The 16,772-nt window shown below is 68.2% G+C and carries 16 protein-coding genes and 1 pseudogene; 12 read left to right on the forward strand and 5 right to left on the reverse strand.

Annotated features, from left to right (window positions below):
- Positions 1–127 precede the first annotated feature (127 nt).
- Positions 128–295: a hypothetical protein gene (locus tag WMF34_RS32250; protein ID WP_437990215.1), complete on the reverse strand. Its 168-nt coding sequence runs from the start codon at positions 293–295 to the stop codon at positions 128–130.
- 997 nt (positions 296–1,292) lie between these two features.
- Between WMF34_RS32250 and WMF34_RS32255 the strand changes: the two genes are divergently transcribed.
- Together WMF34_RS32255 and WMF34_RS32260 are read left to right on the forward strand one after the other, a co-directional pair.
- Positions 1,293–2,828: a tetratricopeptide repeat protein gene (locus WMF34_RS32255; RefSeq protein ID WP_012238916.1), complete on the forward strand. Its 1,536-nt coding sequence runs from the start codon at positions 1,293–1,295 to the stop codon at positions 2,826–2,828.
- Between the two features lie 2,466 nt (positions 2,829–5,294).
- On the forward strand, positions 5,295–6,452 hold the full coding sequence (locus WMF34_RS32260; RefSeq protein WP_437990216.1) for a hypothetical protein: 1,158 nt from the start codon (positions 5,295–5,297) through the stop codon (positions 6,450–6,452).
- Positions 6,453–6,587: 135 nt separating this feature from the next.
- Here the strand turns inward: WMF34_RS32260 and WMF34_RS32265 are convergent, their stop codons facing one another.
- The gene (locus WMF34_RS32265) at positions 6,588–7,580 is read right to left on the reverse strand and encodes a GlxA family transcriptional regulator (protein ID WP_044969606.1); all 993 of its coding nucleotides are present in this window, start codon (positions 7,578–7,580) and stop codon (positions 6,588–6,590) included.
- Between the two features lie 301 nt (positions 7,581–7,881).
- On the opposite strand from WMF34_RS32265, the gene WMF34_RS32270 reads away from it, so the two are divergent.
- From WMF34_RS32270 to WMF34_RS32280, 3 genes are all read left to right on the forward strand, one after another.
- Positions 7,882–8,250 carry a hypothetical protein gene (locus WMF34_RS32270; RefSeq protein ID WP_437990217.1) on the forward strand — a complete coding sequence of 123 codons (369 nt, stop codon included), beginning with the start codon at positions 7,882–7,884 and terminating at the stop codon, positions 8,248–8,250.
- Positions 8,247–8,561 carry a DUF3817 domain-containing protein gene (locus WMF34_RS32275; RefSeq protein WP_012238921.1) on the forward strand — a complete coding sequence of 105 codons (315 nt, stop codon included), beginning with the start codon at positions 8,247–8,249 and terminating at the stop codon, positions 8,559–8,561. The genes WMF34_RS32270 and WMF34_RS32275 overlap by 4 nt, the downstream gene beginning before the upstream one ends.
- A 255-nt stretch (positions 8,562–8,816) precedes the next feature.
- Entirely contained in the window at positions 8,817–9,692 is an 876-nt protein-coding gene (locus WMF34_RS32280; protein WP_437990218.1) for a hypothetical protein, read from the forward strand.
- A gap of 96 nt (positions 9,693–9,788) precedes the next feature.
- On the opposite strand, the gene WMF34_RS32285 is transcribed toward WMF34_RS32280, so the two are convergent.
- From WMF34_RS32285 to WMF34_RS32295, 3 genes are all read right to left on the reverse strand, one after another.
- The gene (locus tag WMF34_RS32285; protein ID WP_437990219.1) at positions 9,789–10,193 is read right to left on the reverse strand and encodes a RidA family protein; all 405 of its coding nucleotides are present in this window, start codon (positions 10,191–10,193) and stop codon (positions 9,789–9,791) included.
- A 210-nt stretch (positions 10,194–10,403) separates the two neighbouring features.
- Positions 10,404–10,631, reverse strand: coding sequence for a hypothetical protein (locus WMF34_RS32290; protein WP_437990220.1), 228 nt, complete (start codon positions 10,629–10,631; stop codon positions 10,404–10,406).
- A gap of 133 nt (positions 10,632–10,764) precedes the next feature.
- Positions 10,765–11,412 carry an acyl-CoA-like ligand-binding transcription factor gene (locus WMF34_RS32295; protein ID WP_437990221.1) on the reverse strand — a complete coding sequence of 216 codons (648 nt, stop codon included), beginning with the start codon at positions 11,410–11,412 and terminating at the stop codon, positions 10,765–10,767.
- Between the two features lie 243 nt (positions 11,413–11,655).
- Between WMF34_RS32295 and WMF34_RS32300 the strand changes: the two are divergent.
- From WMF34_RS32300 to WMF34_RS32330, 7 genes and pseudogenes are all read left to right on the forward strand, one after another.
- Positions 11,656–11,795 (forward strand): annotated as a pseudogene (locus WMF34_RS32300) (serine hydrolase); the annotation flags it as partial.
- 45 nt (positions 11,796–11,840) lie between these two features.
- Positions 11,841–12,464 carry a serine hydrolase gene (locus WMF34_RS32305; RefSeq protein ID WP_437994678.1) on the forward strand — a complete coding sequence of 208 codons (624 nt, stop codon included), beginning with the start codon at positions 11,841–11,843 and terminating at the stop codon, positions 12,462–12,464.
- Positions 12,465–12,594: 130 nt separating this feature from the next.
- Positions 12,595–12,996, forward strand: a complete 402-nt coding sequence (locus WMF34_RS32310) for a VOC family protein (RefSeq protein WP_437990222.1) — start codon at positions 12,595–12,597, stop codon at positions 12,994–12,996.
- Positions 12,997–13,162: 166 nt separating this feature from the next.
- Entirely contained in the window at positions 13,163–13,492 is a 330-nt protein-coding gene (locus WMF34_RS32315; RefSeq protein ID WP_044966304.1) for an ArsR/SmtB family transcription factor, read from the forward strand.
- Entirely contained in the window at positions 13,489–13,929 is a 441-nt protein-coding gene (locus WMF34_RS32320; protein WP_012238930.1) for an SRPBCC family protein, read from the forward strand. The genes WMF34_RS32315 and WMF34_RS32320 overlap by 4 nt, the downstream gene beginning before the upstream one ends.
- Positions 13,926–14,345: a DoxX family protein gene (locus WMF34_RS32325; protein ID WP_437990223.1), complete on the forward strand. Its 420-nt coding sequence runs from the start codon at positions 13,926–13,928 to the stop codon at positions 14,343–14,345. The genes WMF34_RS32320 and WMF34_RS32325 overlap by 4 nt, the downstream gene beginning before the upstream one ends.
- A gap of 8 nt (positions 14,346–14,353) precedes the next feature.
- Positions 14,354–16,771, forward strand: a complete 2,418-nt coding sequence (locus WMF34_RS32330; RefSeq protein WP_437990224.1) for an ATP-binding cassette domain-containing protein — start codon at positions 14,354–14,356, stop codon at positions 16,769–16,771.
- Position 16,772: the final 1 nt, after the last annotated feature.

Consider the following 16,772-nt stretch of genomic DNA (forward strand, 5'->3'; position numbering starts at 1 on the left):
TTAGGCCGCTTACGCGCCGGAGTGCTCGACCTCCTTGTCTCTGCTGCAGCGAGCAGCCGCCCGATGGTCTCGTGGGCGATGCGAGCCGCCTCGATGTCGCCCGCGGGTAGCGCCGCTCTGGCCGGCGCTACCCGCCGCGGCGAACGCGCTCGGCGGCGAGGTCAATGACGCCGGCAGCATCGGCTCCCGGCGCGCCGAGCAGCCGCCCGATGGTCTCGTGGGCGATGCGAGCCGCCTCGACGTCGCCCGCGGCGAGCGCCGCCCCCATGCCTTCCGCGAGCTGGCCGAGCAGCACCGTCCGCGGGTCGGCCGGTTTCGTCCGCGATTCGTCTGCCTGACGCGGTTTCGCGCACTTAGCTGCCATCGACGGCACGGTTGCCGCTCCCGTCGCATGCGGAAACCTACGCGATCCCTGCGGATCCCTACCCTCGGCAGGCGTTTCGATTCCCGGCGCCTCCACCAAGAAGACACGGCGAGAGCCGTGTCTTCTTGCTTTTGTGGGATCTGCGTGTGACCTGAAAGATTTCGGTAAGGGTCTGGGCCGGGCTGGACGGTGTGAGGCAGGGAACCGGCAGCGGGTAGAGCCATAGCCAACAGGCGGAACGGAACGGGGCGGGATGGCCGACTGGGGGGGCCGCGACCGGATCCCGGGTCCGCCCTGCTGGAAACCGGGACCAGTGGAGCAGGACCGGATGTAGGTGGACCTGCGGCGACCCCGATCTCCCTACCCACCCGAGACGAGTCTGCCGAGCGGGCTCTTCTTGACACGGGACGGTATCTCCGCTGACCTCGCAGAGGGAGTTGGCCAAGGGGTGGATCGAGCGGCAAAGCGGACCGGAGAGACGCTCTCTCGGCGCGGACCGCATCCGTCGGCGCGTAGGGTTGTGCCATCGGTTCTTCTGTCAACGAGATGCTCGTCGTCTCGTTGTCAATCTTCGCGAACGTTCTGGACTCCAAGCATGACGACGCCGCCCTCGCCCCAGGTAGCAGGATCTGCGGGGTTGCCGATGCCCCGCCCTCTCCGGGTCTCCGCAGCGGCGGCCTATCTTCGGAGATGCGCAGATAGGTCGCAGAAATCGCTGCCTATTCACGGAAATACGCAGATATGCCATGGAGCGTCGCGACCTATTCGCGGGAATACGGAGGTTGGCCGCGGCGCCTCGCCGCCTACATGCTATAAACCGCCGCTAGGCCCTGCGACGCAACTGATTGCGACGTTAGGCGGGCTGCACCTCGTACACCGCAATGATTCCTATGCATGAACCCACTTCGACCTGACGTGAGAACACCAAATGGCCCGTAGCATTCACGACACCTGGGGGGTCCTGGAGCGGGCGCAGCGAGCCGACTGGTCCGACCCCAAGATCCCGCAGGCGATCGAAGCGGAGATGACGAAGAATTGGCTCCGTCAGCAGGCGATCCGCGAGAGCGAGCGGCGCTTGCGTCGAGGAGGCGCGCTGCCGCCGCAGCCGGTTCACCCCGATCATGTCCCCATCTTCATCGACGAGGCTCCGTATGTCTTTCATCCGGCCGGCGAGGAAGACGTGCGGGCCGTCCTGCACCGCCTCCCGCCGGGCTCGCTCGACGGTCTCCAGGCGATAAGGCTGTGCGTCGACCACTCGAACGCGCGCCGCGAGCCGCGGGTACGCGACCCGTTCACCGGCCGCCTCCGGCACGAGCTCATCCCCGGCGTGTTCGTGTCGTCCACGGCCGGCGATTATGACCGGCAGACCGCGATCATCCGGCTGTTCGCGTTCCTGTGCGACCCTGCCACGCTCGGGCCGATCGCGCTATATCTCAAGATGGATGTGCTCCGGACCCTCGTGCACGAGGCGGCGCACCACTTCGACGCCACCTTCCGCAAGAAGCGCAGCCGCTGGGATCTCCGCGACAAGAACGAGCTCTGGGCAAAGCGGATCGAGGCCGAGCAGGCAAGCCAAATCGTGGCATCCTATGTCGGCGAGCGATATTCATCGGAGTGCAGGGAGCTCCGATCCTGGATCAAGGATCATGGCGGCGCGGCGCTGTCACCGCTCGTCCTCCTCCGCGACGATGATGACCTTCATTGCACGTCGCGGGACGCATTCCTCGCGCTGGTGCGAGCGGTGCTTGGGGGCCGCGATCACGACGAGGCGCGGATCGAGTTCGCCCGCGATCTGCATCGCAGCGGCGAGAACGACGGTGCGCGACAGGCGGTGAAGAGGGTGCTCACCAAACGTCCGGACGCGCCCGCCGCGCTCGCGGTGAGCGCGTGCATCTCCCAGTGCGCCGAGGAGGATTACAAGACTGCAGAGGCGCTCTGTCGGCGAGCGATCGCCTCCGATCCGATGTGCCTGGATGCGTGGAACGTCCTGGCGCGCTGCTACGTGATCCAGAAGAGGTGGCAGGACGCCGCGCCCACCTGCGAGGGCGCCCTCTCGCGCGCACGGGCGGGAGACGAAGGGAGCTGGTACTTCGTCAAGACCCTCGCGGAGTCGCACCTCCACCTGGGCGACTGGTCCGCCGTGGATTCGGACGTCGCGCGGATGCGGGCCTGGGGTACGGAGCACGGTGTCCGGTGCTCTGACGTCTACCTTGCCATCGCGCGCTGCTGGAGCGAGCGATGGGAGGAGGCCCTCCTCCTCGCCTCTCGGCTGCTCTTGGCCGGAGAGTACGAGCCCTGGCAGCTCTGGCTCGCGGCTGTGCGGTTCGAGTCTGCTCATCGGCTCGGCCGGCCACACCAAGGCGGAGCCTTCCACAGCGCCGACATGATCGAGCTGGAGGGCAGCGAGTTCGCCAAGGCCTGGGCCAGACGAATTCGAGAACACATCGAGATGGATGCGCGATGATCGATACGCTCCCGTCCGCGTGTTGCTGCGGAGACTCCCGATACCCTGCGTTCCGGAGCGCTGCTGCCCAACTCGTCGCTGCACCCGGCGGGCCGCCCAGCCTCGCTCCGCTCTGCAGGGCGCCCGCGGGTGAGCGCTAGATCGTTGGGCCGCTTACGCGCCGGAGCGCTCGACCTCCTCGTCTCTGCTGCAGCGACCCCCCGGGTCCGCGCCTGTGATGCCGGACCCTCCAACGAGGCTGAGCAAACGGACGCCGATCGTTGTCCGTCCAGGTTTAAATGCGCTGAGTAGCCTTCGGCTCGCCGGACCGACCGCTAAATCGCCCGCCCAGACCACTGCGCCAGGTAGGATGGCGACATGACACAGCGCGACATCGCGCATGCACTCAGCCTCGCCCTCGGCGGGGAGGTCCTTGTCTGCCGGCCACGCCCTAATACCTCTGCAAGGCCGAGGTGGGTGAGGAGCTCTCGATCGCCGCTGATGCCGGCGGCCTGGTGGCTCCAGTGGTTCAGCTCGGTGAGGTTCGAGGTTGGTGCTCGCAAGGACGCGCTCCCGCGCTGCCGCGGGCCCGCGGAGATCCCCAACCCCAGGCGACGCGACGCAGGCCGGTCCCCTGCCGAAGGCTAGCCCTCACAGCCGATCGAGCCGGCCGCCTTCGAGCAGCACCCAGGGAGCCGAAGCCGAGTACGCCTCGGTCCCGGCTATGGGCAGGCGTGGCGCACCTGTGAGTCGATTATTGGCCCTCCTTCATCCGCGGCTCGATAGGCGGATCGAGCGCATCACCATGGACCCCGCGCAATACGATCGCGGCGTGCTGGGCTCCGTTTTCAACCGCATCGAGAGGGTCTACCCCGTATGTAGTAGATGGGCGCCCATCGATGTCAACAGTGACAGCCCAAGGCCACTTTTTCCCCGGAGGGTTTCGCGTCGGCTCGTGGATGCGAACCACGATGTCGCGCGGCTCGCCCTCTTCTGGGGTCAGCTTAAAGGTCAGCTCGAGCATCACTTACATCTCCTGTCGCAGTCTTTGAGGCATCGACTATATTCATCAGTACACCGTTTTAGGCAGGTCGTGTCGCCCCTTGGGCAAAGGCGCGGCCGCCTGGTGCAACCCCCACCACGCAGTTACAGATCACGATATTGCATACCGGCATCGAGTAGATCGCCAGGGACGGCCCGAGGCTGACGGTCGTTGTCTTCGTGGCGTACCCAAGGGTGACGGCCGTTCGGTCGTAGAACCCGACACCATCGCCTGGAACGATGCTGAGCATGTTATGGGCTTCGAGCCTGAAGTCCCCCCTCGCTGCGCCAGAGCCACCCGGCGAAGGGGCTCACGGCCAGCCTGGGCTCGATCCCGATCTGGATCCCGCCCACGCTGACGCCGCCGCTGAACTCGAGTGCGTGTGCCGGCACCGGAACACTACTGGCGAGCGCGCAGGCACAGCCGCACAGCACGAGCACGCGCCTTTGCCTTCAGCCCGTGCCCCATGCCCTCCCCCGATCCCGGATACTTCTCCTAACGGAAGGCGGCGTCAACAGGTGACCTAGGCCACATTACATCCAAACGGTCCTTGCTGACGAGGGTCAGAGCGCCATCGGCAACGTGGATGGTCAAGGTGTGCGTCAGCGAGTTCGGCACCGTCCCGTTCACCCGCGCGTTCACTACGTCTGAGGCCGATTGCTCGACGGCTCTCCGTCCCGTTACTGGCGTCGGCTGGGCTTGTTTGCCGCCCCTCAAAAAATGCGCTCAGGATGGCGCCCGGGGGCCACCATCTTCTTGGCGCTGCTCACCGACGCGGGTCGGCGCCGGCGCGGAAAGGACACGCGCCTGGCTCGGCCGCTCCGGACGCGACCCGCCGCTGGATCAATCGGGGAGTGCGGCGGTCAGGTCCAGCTCGACCAGCTGACCGGGCGGGTTGATCTTAACCAGGCGCATTGAGCGGGGGGCGAGCGGGCGCGAGAGGGACCTGATCCTCCAGGCGCGCAAGGCCATCGAAGCCTACAACGCCAGGGCTGACGTCGAGGCGCGACGCCTGCTCGACATGCACGCCATGGAGTTCCCTCGGGGTCAGCTGGCCCGGGAGCGCGAGGCGCTGCTGCTGCAACTTCGCTGAATCGGCGGCGGCCCTGGCGACAGATAGCCAGGGGTGGAGACGGCGGCGTCCTTGAGCGACGCCAGGCCGAGATCCGCCCTGCACCAGGCCAGGAGAACGAGCACGTTTATGACACGCAAGGAAGCCGTGGCGGAGCAGAGGCACACGTCACGGGTATCGCCGGCGGTCACCCCGCGGGGCGGCGCCGGGAGCGGCCTTCTCGGGTGCCTCGATCGCCCGGGAGCGAGCGCGACGCACGGCGTCGAATGAATCGCTCTCGCGACCGTCGAACGCCGCGCCAGCGCGACCCCCGGCGACGAAAACGTGCGCCGGCGGGCGCGTACAGGTCGGCAGATCGGAACAGGAGAGTTGTATGCGGCTGAATTGGTTCGGGAGCACCGTCGTGGTGATGTCGATGATCGTTGGTTGTGGAGGCGACGACAAGGGCGCTGGGGGGCAAGCGCAAGGGGCTGGGGGGCAGGCGCAAGGGGGCGAGGGCGGGGCCGGCGGGAGCACGGGCAGCGGGGCCGGCGGGAGCGCGGGCAGCGAGACCGGCGGGGGCGGACAGGGGCCCGCCGACTGCCCAGAAGCGCAGGTGTCCTGCAATGGCGCGTGCCTCCCCGTGGGCGTGTCGGCCGGCGGCTGCACGGTGCTCGCGCACGCCGGGAAGCACGTGTCCATCGATCACGGCATCGCGGTCGACGCGTCGCACGTGTACTGGGTCGAGCAGCTCACACACACCGCCGTCGCGCGCGTGGCGAAGGCGGGGGGAGGGCGCGAGGAGATCTACGATTCACCCTATGTCCCCCTGTCCGTCGCGGTGGACGAGAAGAACGTGTATTGGGCCGAAAACTCGGTCTCGCACTGGCTCCGCGCGATGCCGAAATCGGGCGGTGCCGTGTTCGATCTGGTGACGTTGGTCGACGACTTTGGCGGCATCGAGGATGTCGTGACCGATGGCGAGCGCGTGTTCTTCACCCAGCAAGTGCGCTCGGGGCCGCTCGACGTCAGGAGCGTCGGGCTCGACGCCGGGGACGAGGTCGTGCATGGTCCAGCCGGCGACATCTTCAGCACGACGCTGGCCCTGGATTCCGGGTTCGTCTACTGGAAATCCGTCGAGTCCTTCGACAAGGACGAGATCCTGCGCTCCCCCCGGACCGGCGGCGAGCCGCAGGTGACCGTGACCGTGGGCGGTGGCACCCTCCAGGGCTTCGCGATCAGCGGCGAGTTCATTTATTACATGAGCCCCGGCGCGATCTGGCGCGTGCCCGTATCCGGCGGCGATCCGACCGAGGTGCTCTCGTCCCCCGACGTGGAGGGCACCTTCTTCGTCGCCCACGCACAGGCGCTCTACTGGGCCTCGTCCGGAGCGCTGTGGCGCGTCGGCGTGGACGGCAAGAATCCCACCCAGCTCGTCAAGACCGACGATTCCATTTCCCACATCGCGGCCGACACGAGCGGCGTCTACCTGGCCATCAACAAACGACCGGGATCGACGTCGGACGGGTTCATCGTCAGGGCCGAAGACTGAGGGCGGATCGCGCCGATCGTGCCGCCGGGAGACGCGACGATCGTCGGGGTGAAGGGGGCGAGAGAGCGGCTGCAGCGGCTCGGGTGGAAGGGCGCCTGACCGGGACGGCGCGGGGCGCCTCGCCCGATCCAGCGCTCACGAAGCGCTCGACTTCACGCTCGCCCCCCGGCGTCCGTTCGCCTTGATCGGCGCGGCGCGGAAGGCGCGGCGGTACGCCTGCGGGCTCGTGGTCACGAGCCGCTGGAAGTGCTCGCGAAAGGCGGTCGGCGAGCCGAACCCGACCCTCGCCGCGATCGACTCCACCGAGTGCCCCGTCGTTTCGAGCAGCTGCTGCGCGCGGCGCACGCGGGCCCGGAGCAGCCACTGGAGCGGCGTGGTGCCGGTCTGCTCGCGGAAGCGGCGGCTCAGCGTGCGCACGCTGAGGGCCGCGCGCCGCGCGATGTCCTCGAGCGTGAGCGGCTTGTCGAGGCTCTCCTCGATCCACCGCAGCAGCGGCTCGAGCGACGAGCCGTCCGGCGCGGGCGGCTCGTGGAGGATGAACTGCGACTGCCCCCCATCGCGCTCGAGCGGCATCACCGAGAGCCGCGCCGTGTCCGCGGCCACGGCCGAGCCGTAGTCGAGCCGCACCATGTGGAGGCAGAGGTCGAGCGCCGCCGCGGCGCCCGCCGACGTCAGAAACTGCCCCTCATCCACGTAGAGCACCTTCGGGTCGACACGAATGGCCGGGTGGCGGCGCGCGAGCTCGTCCGTCGCGAGCCAGTGGGTCGTGGCGCGGCGCCCGTCGAGCAGCCCGGTCGCGGCGAGGATGAACGCCCCGGTGCAGATGGAGGCGACGCGGGCGCCCGAGGCCGCCGCGGCGCGGACCGCGTGCAAGAGCGCCTCCGGGACCACGGCGCTCGCCTCGGCGACGCCCGGAAGGATGATGGTGTCCGCTCGCGTCAGCTCGTCGAGGCCGCAGCGCACCCGGAGATCGAACGCTCCGGCGCTCACCTCGCGCGTCACCCCGCAAACACGGACTTGATACCCGGCCCGACCCCCGGGCAGCCGGACATGCCCGAACACCTCGCAGGGCGTCGACAGGTCGAAGGGGATGACCCCGTCCATCACGACCACAGCCACGACGTGCATGGCCGAAAGATGCTTGATGTTCCACTTCATGCCAACGGTTTTATGATCCGGCGCCGGTCCGGGACGTCGGACTGGCCAGAAGCCGTCGAAGATTGGCACGAACGCCCCTCGTGGGACCGTCCCGGCTGTGCCATATCCCGGCTGTGTCAACTGCCGAGCGATGACGGCTCGATGCCACGGGCATCCGGGGCACCGCCTCGTTTGCGAGCCCCTCCGACCGCCTCACGTCGAGGAGCTGTCGAGGTCATCCCGAGAAGGCGAACCGTGAAGAGCGCCTCGCACCGCGCCGTGGAGCCCCCTCATGCCCGCTTACCAGATTCTACGGTTGATCAAGTTCTTGGGCGTCATCCTGTACGCGGGCGGCCTCATTGGCAGCTTCGTCGCCACGGTGCACGCCGATCGCAAGCGCGCCGTCCACGCCGTGGCCTCCCCAGGGCTGGTCGTCACGTGGATCGCGGGATACCTGATGACCACGCAGCAGCAGATTCCTTTGATGGAGCTCTGGGTCATCGCAGGGCTCGTCCTGTCGCTGATCTCGCAGCTCGCCCTCGTTCACAGCGTCGCGCGCGACCGGCGCACGCTCGGCGCGTTCGTCTCGACCTTTGCCCCTCTCTTCGTGGTGCTGCTGATGATGGTCTTTCGGCCCACCTGGTCTGACGTCCGATCATGAGCGCGCTTCGCACTCTGCGCGTCGTCGGCTTCCTGGAAGGGCTGTCGTTCCTGGTCCTCCTCACCGTCGCGATGCCGCTCAAATACATCTTCGGCCTGCCGATCGCGGTCCGGATCGCCGGCAGCGCCCACGGGCTCTTCTTTCTCCTCTTCATCTCCGCGCTGTTTCGCGCGGCCACCGAGCGCGACTGGCCGCGTCGCCGTTCGCTCATGGCGCTCCTCGCGTCGCTCGTACCGGGCGGGACCTTCGCGCTGGATCGGACGTTGAAGCGCGAGATCGAGGGCGACGCGGGGACCGCGCCCCATGGCTGACGCCACGGCATCGGGCCTTTCGACGATGGCCACGGCAGCGCGCTCTCCTCGACGAGCGCCCGCCGCGAAGGCGGCCTTGGCGCTAGCTTGAGCTCACGCCGGTCTACCGGACCGTGGTAAGCGGCCGAGGTGTGACGCCCCGTTCACGCGTCGCGTCTCGCGCTGCGATTTGGACGGAAAATCCGCATGGATCGGGGAGGTACGAGCTTTGCTCCTGCCGCCGTCATGAGGAACTGCTTTCGTTCGCTGGTTCTCGTGGGGGCTCCTTTCATCTTCGTCGCGGGCTGCGGCGGATCGGACGGCGACATCGCCGAGCCCACCGAGGCGCCGGCAACCCCGTCGACCCCGGCGGAGGTAGACACCACCTATGAACAGATCGGGCGCGGCTGCGGCGACGACGGCTTTCTCGTTCGCTCGCTGGCGCACGTCCCCGCGCTCACAACCAACAACCTCTGGATCGCCCCAGACAACGACGCCGCCGGCCTGGCCGCGTCCAAGAACGACAATGGCTGGGGAGCGAGCGTGGGCGTCTACGAGCTCGGGTTCGAGTCGATCGGGGACGACATGGAGAGCCACTCCGCCGAGCAGGCCGCACGATGCGACGCGGTCCGCGAGATCTTCAACCCCGCCGGGGACGGCGCGCGGGACCGCTTCCTCAACATCCTCGTCTACGCCGGCGATCACCCGCACGCCGAGGCGATGCCCGCCGAGGGTCTCCCCGCCGCGATCGAGGCGCCGGTCCGCCTGAAGGGCTATCTGAACGTGGCCGAGGGCACGCGCGAGGAGATCAGCGATGGCGTCGTGTACCGGGACGCGCAGCACCAGTACCTGCCCATCTACGTTCGCTGCGAGAAGCCCATGAAGATCACCTACGAGGAGCGCCTGTTTTCGCGCGAGGAGGTCGAGGCGCTGAAGATCGACCCCCGCATCTGTCGCCCCGTCGCCGAGGACGGCTACGGCTGCCTCTCCGAGCGCCCGCAGCCGATCGAGGGGGCGTGCACGTTCGTGGCGGCCGACGCGAAGTACGTGGCCACGAGCGGCGAGGAGCACAACATATCGCTCGGTGGCCGCATCGAGCGCGGCGAACAACTCAGCTACAAGATCACGGTCGACCGCTTCGCCTTCCGTTGAACGAGGGACCTCGGTCGGGGAGCGTGACGTCGGAGCGCGTGCACGTGCACCGGAATGCGCTCGAGGGAGCACCGAGCAGCCTCGGCCGCCGCTGGATCAATCGGGGAGTGCGGCGGTCAGGTCCAGCTCGACCAGCTGACCGGGGAAGCCGAGCGAAGCGACCCCGAGCAGGGTGCTGGCCGCTTCGAAGGCCGGGCCGAGCGCCGAGTCGTTCAGTCGCTGCCACACCGCACCCAGCACCTGGTCGTCGTCGCTGACCACGTAAATCACCGAGCGCACCACGTCGGCGGGCTGCGCCCCGGCCGCGTTCAGGACGGTCAGCGCGTTCGCTGCCACCTGGTCGGCCTGCGCGAGGTAGTCGCCCGCGCCGACCACATTGCCGTCGATGTCGAGTGGGCACTGGCCGGCGAGGAAGGCCAGCCTGCCGGCCTCGACGATCGTGACGTGGTGATAACCGGGAGTTCGGTGGACGTCGGGCGGGTTGATCTTCACCAGGCGCATTGAGGGGGAAGGAAGAGCAAACCAATTCGAGGATGTCAAGGGCCGTGCGCGCTATTGGCTGTGAAGGCGCACGAGGAGCTCGGGGTAACCGATCACGCAGGTTCCACGTCGAGCCCCAGATCGCCGAGCGGCATACGCGGCCGCGGAGAGGAGGAGAAGGACGCCGAGGACGACGGCAGCGCGTGTCGGAGGCGATGCATTTCGCGCGATCTACGACGCTGACCCGAGCCCGAGCGTCTGCTGGATCATCGCTTCGACGGCCTCGAATGGCTGCGCGCGGCGAGCGGCCGCCACGGCCTGCGCGTCGGCGCCGACAGGCTGCTGGAACGGCGTCTCCGGTTCGTGCACCGCGCGCCAGATGGCCTCGACCACGAGATTGGCATCCGGGACCGGTGCGGCCTTCTGGAACGAGCTCATCGCCGACGCGAAGGCGTCCATGTGGACTTGGTAAGGAGATCCGAAGTGACGCGCCGATCCCAGAGCCTTGCGCAAGATCTCCGTCGTTGGAAAGGCGCCGGGCTCCACGACCCGCACGCGGGCGCGCCTCAGGCGGGAACGACCGAGCCGGCGCTCATTGCGGCGAGGTGCCGCTCCCACCGCGGCCGAACTCGCGCGCGAGCGTCCGGAAGGCCTCGTCCACGAGCTCCGGCAGGTCCTCGGTGGCCCCGCGCGCGATCCACGCGTCCATCGCGGATTGCACGACCGCCATCGCGCAGCTCGCCAGCACGCGCGGCGCGAGATCGTCCCGCGCGTCCAGGCCCATGCGCTCGGCCAGCGGCTCGCAGATCTCCTCCCCGCAGTGTCCCAGCCGCTCGCGCTGCCTCGCGCGGATCGCCGGCGTCCGCGCGACGAACTGCTGGATCAGGGCGAAGCGGGGCAGATCCCCCTCGTGGAACTTCACGATCGTCTTGACGGCGTTCCGCAGCGCCACGACGGGCGGCTCGCTCCGCGGGCGCGCCCGCACCGCCTCGCGCGCCGCCTCGATGAACTGGTCCATCCACGCGATCACGAGGTCTTCCTTCGACTCGAAGTAGCGGAAGAACGTCCTCCGGGAGACCTCGACCACCCCGAGCACGTCATCGAGGGTCGTCTGCTCGTAGCCGTTCTTCAGGAAGAGCTCGATCGCGGTCTCGATGATCTGCGCGCGCGTGCGCTCCTTCTTGCGTTCCCTGAGCCCCGAGGGGCCGGCCTCCTTCATGCGGGCCAAGGTACCACGCACACGCTCCGGGTGCTCCTCCCTGAAGGCCACGGAGCGTCGCAACCGTGGTCGCGGGAATACGGAGGCTGGCCGCGGTGCGTCGCCGTCCACATGCTATAACCCGCCGCCAGGCCCTGCGACGCAGCTGATCGCGACGTCGACCGGACATGGAACGAATCGAGGGGACGAATGAACGAAAGAGACCCGATCGCGCGGGCCGTCGGAGCGATCGTGGACTCCGGCGCGCTCGCCAACGCAGCAACGATGGTCTGGCGGCACGGCGAGGTGGTTCAGCGCGCGTCTGTCGGGTGGCGAGACCTGGAGGCCAGGCTGCCCCTCGAGCATGACAGCCTGTTTCGCATCGCGTCGATGACGAAGCCGATCACCTCCACGGCGGCGCGCATGCTGTTCGAGGAGGGGCGCTTCACGCTGACCGATCCGATCTCCCGCTGGGCACCGGAGTTCAGCGACATGCGCGTCCTGCGCTCTCCCACGGGCCCGCTCGACGAGACCGACCCGGCAGAAAGAACTACGGGTTCGATGGTTCGGGCCGCCTCTCCGCGCGCCTCACCTGTCCAGGCGACTCGACGGTCCCCGAACGGCCCGATGACATGGACTATGTCTCCGGCGGCCAGGGGCTGTGGTCGACGCTGGACGACTATCTCGCGTTCGCGCGCATCTTCCTGGGAGCAGGCGCCGTGGATGGCGTGCGAATCTTGCGGCCCGAAACCCTCGCCTCGATGACCTCCAATTGTCTCACGGAGCAGCAGCTCGCCACGGCTGAAGTGGGAGGCATGCCGCTCTTCCGGGGCGGTCACGGGTTCGGGATGGGCGTCGCCGTGGTGCTCGATCCGAAGAAGGCCGAGCCCACGGTGTGCGGGGGCCGCGAGGGCGCGGTCGGCTGGCCAGGCGGCTTCGGAGGCTGGTGGCGCGCGGACGCCGACGACGACTCGGTGCTGATCTTTCTGGCACACAACATGGTCGAGCGGGACCAGCTCAGCAGAGGCATCGGCCTGGGAGTCTACGAGGCCATCACCCGGTTCCAGGCCCTGGCGTCGGCCGACGACCGCTGACGACCTTGCTCGGCGAGCGGCGCAAGGCCTCGCCCCTGGAGCGGCCGGAGCAGGGCGCGAAGAATTTTTCCGAGCGACCGATGATTTCTCCGCGGGCCGGGGGTCCATGGAGCCGAAGGAGGACCATTTCATGTCCCACAAGCTCTTCGTCAGCCTGCCCAGCAAGAACCTCGATCGCACCGTGGCGTTCTTCAAGGCCCTCGGCTTCACCTTCAACCCGAAGGTCACGGGCGAGCAGGCCGCCTGCATGTTCATCGGCGAGCACGCCTACGCGATGCTGCTCGTCGAGCCGTTCTTCAAGACGTTCACCAAGAAGGAGCTCTGCGACACCGCCACGCACGTGGAGGGGGCCTTCGGGCTCTCGTGCGAGAGCCGTGCCGAGGTAGACGCGATGGTGGCGAAGGCGCTCGCCGGCGGCGGCAAGGAGGCGGGGCCGCCGGAGGACCACGGGTTCATGTACAGCCGGAGCTTCGAGGATCTCGACGGGCACCACTGGGAGGTGGTGTGGATGGATCCGAAGGCCGGGCAGTAAGCCGCACGGATCTCGGCGGAGGAGAAGACTCTCCCCGCGTTCGTGCGCCCCTTCACGTACCAGGAGAGCTGGCTGCTTCGCAGAACCATGCCTCACCGCTCCGACGCGCCCAGACAACCGGATCCGCGCGCTTGACAATCAATAAGCCGCGACTTATAAGTCGTGGATGCAGAGCGCGGCCGTGATCGAAGACAAGATCTTCCAGGCGCTGGCGGACCCCAGCCGCCGGGCGATCTTCGAGTCGCTCACGCGCGGCGAAGCGGCCGTGAAAGACCTCACGGCGCGCTTCGACATCTCGCAGCCGGCGATCTCGCAGCACCTCGCCACGTTGAAAGACGCCGGCCTGGTGAGCGGCCGGCGCGAGGGGCGCTGTGTCTACTACCGGGTGGAGCCGCGCGGGCTGAAGCCGCTCGTCGACTGGATCGCGCACTACCGCGCCTTCTGGACGGAGCGCGTCGATCGCCTCGAACAACTGCTGGAGAAAATGGACGAATGAACCCCACCGACACGACCGCACAATCGCAAACCGAATCCATTTCGTTCGAGTTCGATCTGAAGCACTCGCCGGAGAAGGTGTGGCGCGCGCTCACCGAACCGGCGCTGCTCGCGGAGTGGCTCCTGCCCACCATCGGCCTCCAGCTCGAGCCGGGGGCGGCGTTCACGCTCAAGACGCAGCCGTACCCCGGCTGGGACGGCACCGTGAATTGCCGGTTCGTGGAGATCGAAGCGCATCGGAAGCTCAGCTACACGTGGAGCGTCCCCTTCCTGGAGACCGTCGTGACCTTCACGCTCACGCCCACGGCGTCGGGCACGCGCCTGTCCCTCGTGCAGTCGGGCTTCAAGCCGGACCAGAAGCAGAACTTCGGCGGCGCGCGCTACGGCTGGAAGATGATGGGAGGGAAGCTCGTCGACCTGCTCGAGAGGATCTCATGAGCCGGGCGAGGCTCGTGGCCTACTGGGTGACCACCGGTTGGGTCGCGTTGGGCATGGTCTCGGGCGGCGTGGCCCACGTCCTCCACGCGCCAGCGAGCGTCGACGGCTTCGTGCGCCTCGGCTATCCGCTGCACTTCGTCACGCTCCTCGGCATCTGGAAGATCCTCGGCGCGCTCGCGCTGATGGCGCCGAGATTCCCGCGCTTGAAGGAGTGGGCGTACGCGGGCATCGTGTTCGACCTGACCGGCGCGGCCTTCGCCTGGGCCGTCGTCGGCGCCAGCGACTCCGTCAGCAACGCCGGCCACATCCTCGCGCCGCTCGTGGGCCTCGCGCTGGCGGTGACCTCGTGGGCGCTGCGGCCGGACTCGCGCAGGTTGCCGGAACCTCTTCACAGACCGTCGGTGTTGATGACATGATCGCGAACATGGCCTCCTCCAAGCAGCAAGCCGCAGACAGACAGCATGCCGCAGACAGCCACGATTGGATCCGGGTCCAGGGCGCCCGGGAGAACAACCTCAAGGACGTCAGCGTCGAGATCCCCAAGCGGCGGCTGACGGTGTTCACCGGCGTCTCGGGATCGGGCAAGTCGTCGCTGGTGTTCGGCACCATCGCGGCCGAGTCGCAGCGGCTGATCAACGAGACCTACAGCGCGTTCGTGCAGGGGTTCATGCCGACGCTGGCCCGGCCCGAGGTCGACGTGCTGGAAGGGCTGACGACCGCGATCATCGTCGACCAGGAGCGGATGGGTGCCAACTCCCGCTCGACGGTCGGCACCGCGACCGACGCCAACGCGATGCTGCGGGTGCTGTGGAGCCGCCTCGGCAAGCCGCACATCGGCTCATCCAACGCCTTCTCCTTCAACGTCCCGTCGGTCCGCGGGGTCGGGGCGATCTCGATCGAGAAGGCCGGCGGGAAGAAGACCGAGAAGCGGGAGTTCGTGGTCAACGGAGGCATGTGCCCGAAATGCGAGGGCATGGGCTCCGTCTCCGACTTCGACCTGTCCCAGCTCTACGATGACAGCAAGTCGCTCAACGAGGGTGCGCTCACCATCCCCGGTTACTCGATGGATGGATGGTATGGGCGCATCTTCAACGGGTGCGGCTTCTTCGACGCGAACAAGCCGATCCGCAAGTTCACGAAGAAGGAGCTCCACGACCTGCTCCACAAGGAGCCGACCAAGATCAAGGTCGAGGGCATCAACCTGACCTACGAAGGGCTGATCCCGAAGATCCAGAAGTCGATGCTGTCCAAGGACGTCGACGCGATGCAGCCGCACATCCGGGCGTTCGTGGAGCGCGCTATCAAGTTCTCCACCTGTCCCGAGTGCGGCGGCACGCGGCTCAGCGAGGCTGCCCGGTCCTCCAAGATCAAGGGGATCAACATCGCCGACGCCTGCGCGATGCAGATCAACGACCTGGCCAAGTGGGTGCGTGATCTGAACGAGCCGTCCGTCAAGCCGCTGCTGGCGACGCTGCGGCACACGCTCGACTCGTTCGTCGAGATCGGGCTGGGCTACCTCAGCCTCGACCGGCCGTCGGGCACGCTGTCGGGCGGCGAGGCGCAGCGCACCAAGATGATCGGCCACCTCGGGTCGTCGCTCACCGACGTCACCTACGTCTTCGACGAGCCGACGGTCGGGCTGCACCCCCACGACATCCAGCGGATGAACGAGCTGCTGCTGCGGCTGCGCGACAAGGGGAATACCGTCCTCGTGGTCGAGCACAAGCCGGAGACGATCGCGATCGCCGACCATGTCGTCGACCTGGGCCCCGGCGCCGGCACCGCCGGCGGCGAGGTGGTCTTCACGGGCACCGTCGAGGGGCTGCGGGCGAGCGGCACGCTCACCGGGCGTCACCTGAGCGACCGGGCCTCCCTGAAGCGGTCGGTGCGGAAGCCGTCGGGTGTGATGAAGGTGCGCGGCGCGCGCGCGCACAACCTGAAGAACGTCGACGTCGACATCCCGCTCGGCGTGCTGGTGGTGGTGACCGGCGTGGCGGGGTCGGGCAAGAGCTCGCTGATCCACGGCTCGGTGTCCGGCCGTGACGGGGTGGTGTCGGTCGACCAGACGCCGATCCGCGGCTCGCGGCGGAGCAACCCGGCGACGTACACCGATCTGCTGGAGCCGATCCGTAAGGCGTTCGCGAAGGCCAACGGCGTGAAGCCCGCGCTGTTCAGCGCCAACTCCGAGGGTGCCTGTCCGACCTGCAACGGCGCCGGGGTGATCTACACCGATCTCGCGATGATGGCCGGCGTCACCACGGTGTGCGAGGACTGCGAGGGCCGGCGGTTCCAGGCATCTGTCCTGGAGTACCGCCTCGGCAAGCTCAACATCGCCGAGGTGCTCGATCTGTCGGTCGCGGAGGCGGTCGGCTTCTTCGGCGCTGGCAAGGGGCACACGCCGGCCGCGCACGCGATCCTGCAGCGCATGGCCGACGTGGGGCTCGGCTACCTGCGGCTCGGCCAGCCGCTCACCACGCTGTCGGGCGGCGAGCGGCAGCGGCTCAAGCTCGCGACGCACATGGGCGCCGACGGCGGCGTCTACGTGCTCGACGAGCCGACCACCGGGCTGCACCTGGCCGACCTCGAGCAGCTGCTCGGGCTGCTGGACCGGCTCGTCGACTCCGGCAAGTCGGTCATCGTGATCGAGCACCACCAGGCGGTGATGGCGCACGCCGACTGGATCATCGACCTCGGGCCGGGCGCGGGCCACGACGGCGGGCGGATCGTGTTCGAAGGCACCCCGGCCGACCTGGTGGCCGCGAAGTCGACGCTGACCGGCGAGCACCTGGCGGCGTTCGTCGGAAGCCAGCCGAAGGCTGCCGCGTCTCGCCAGGCTCGCTGAG

It is taken from the genome of Sorangium sp. So ce145 (assembly GCF_051525985.1).
Taxonomy (GTDB): Bacteria; Myxococcota_A; Polyangia; order Polyangiales; family Polyangiaceae; genus Sorangium; species Sorangium cellulosum_B.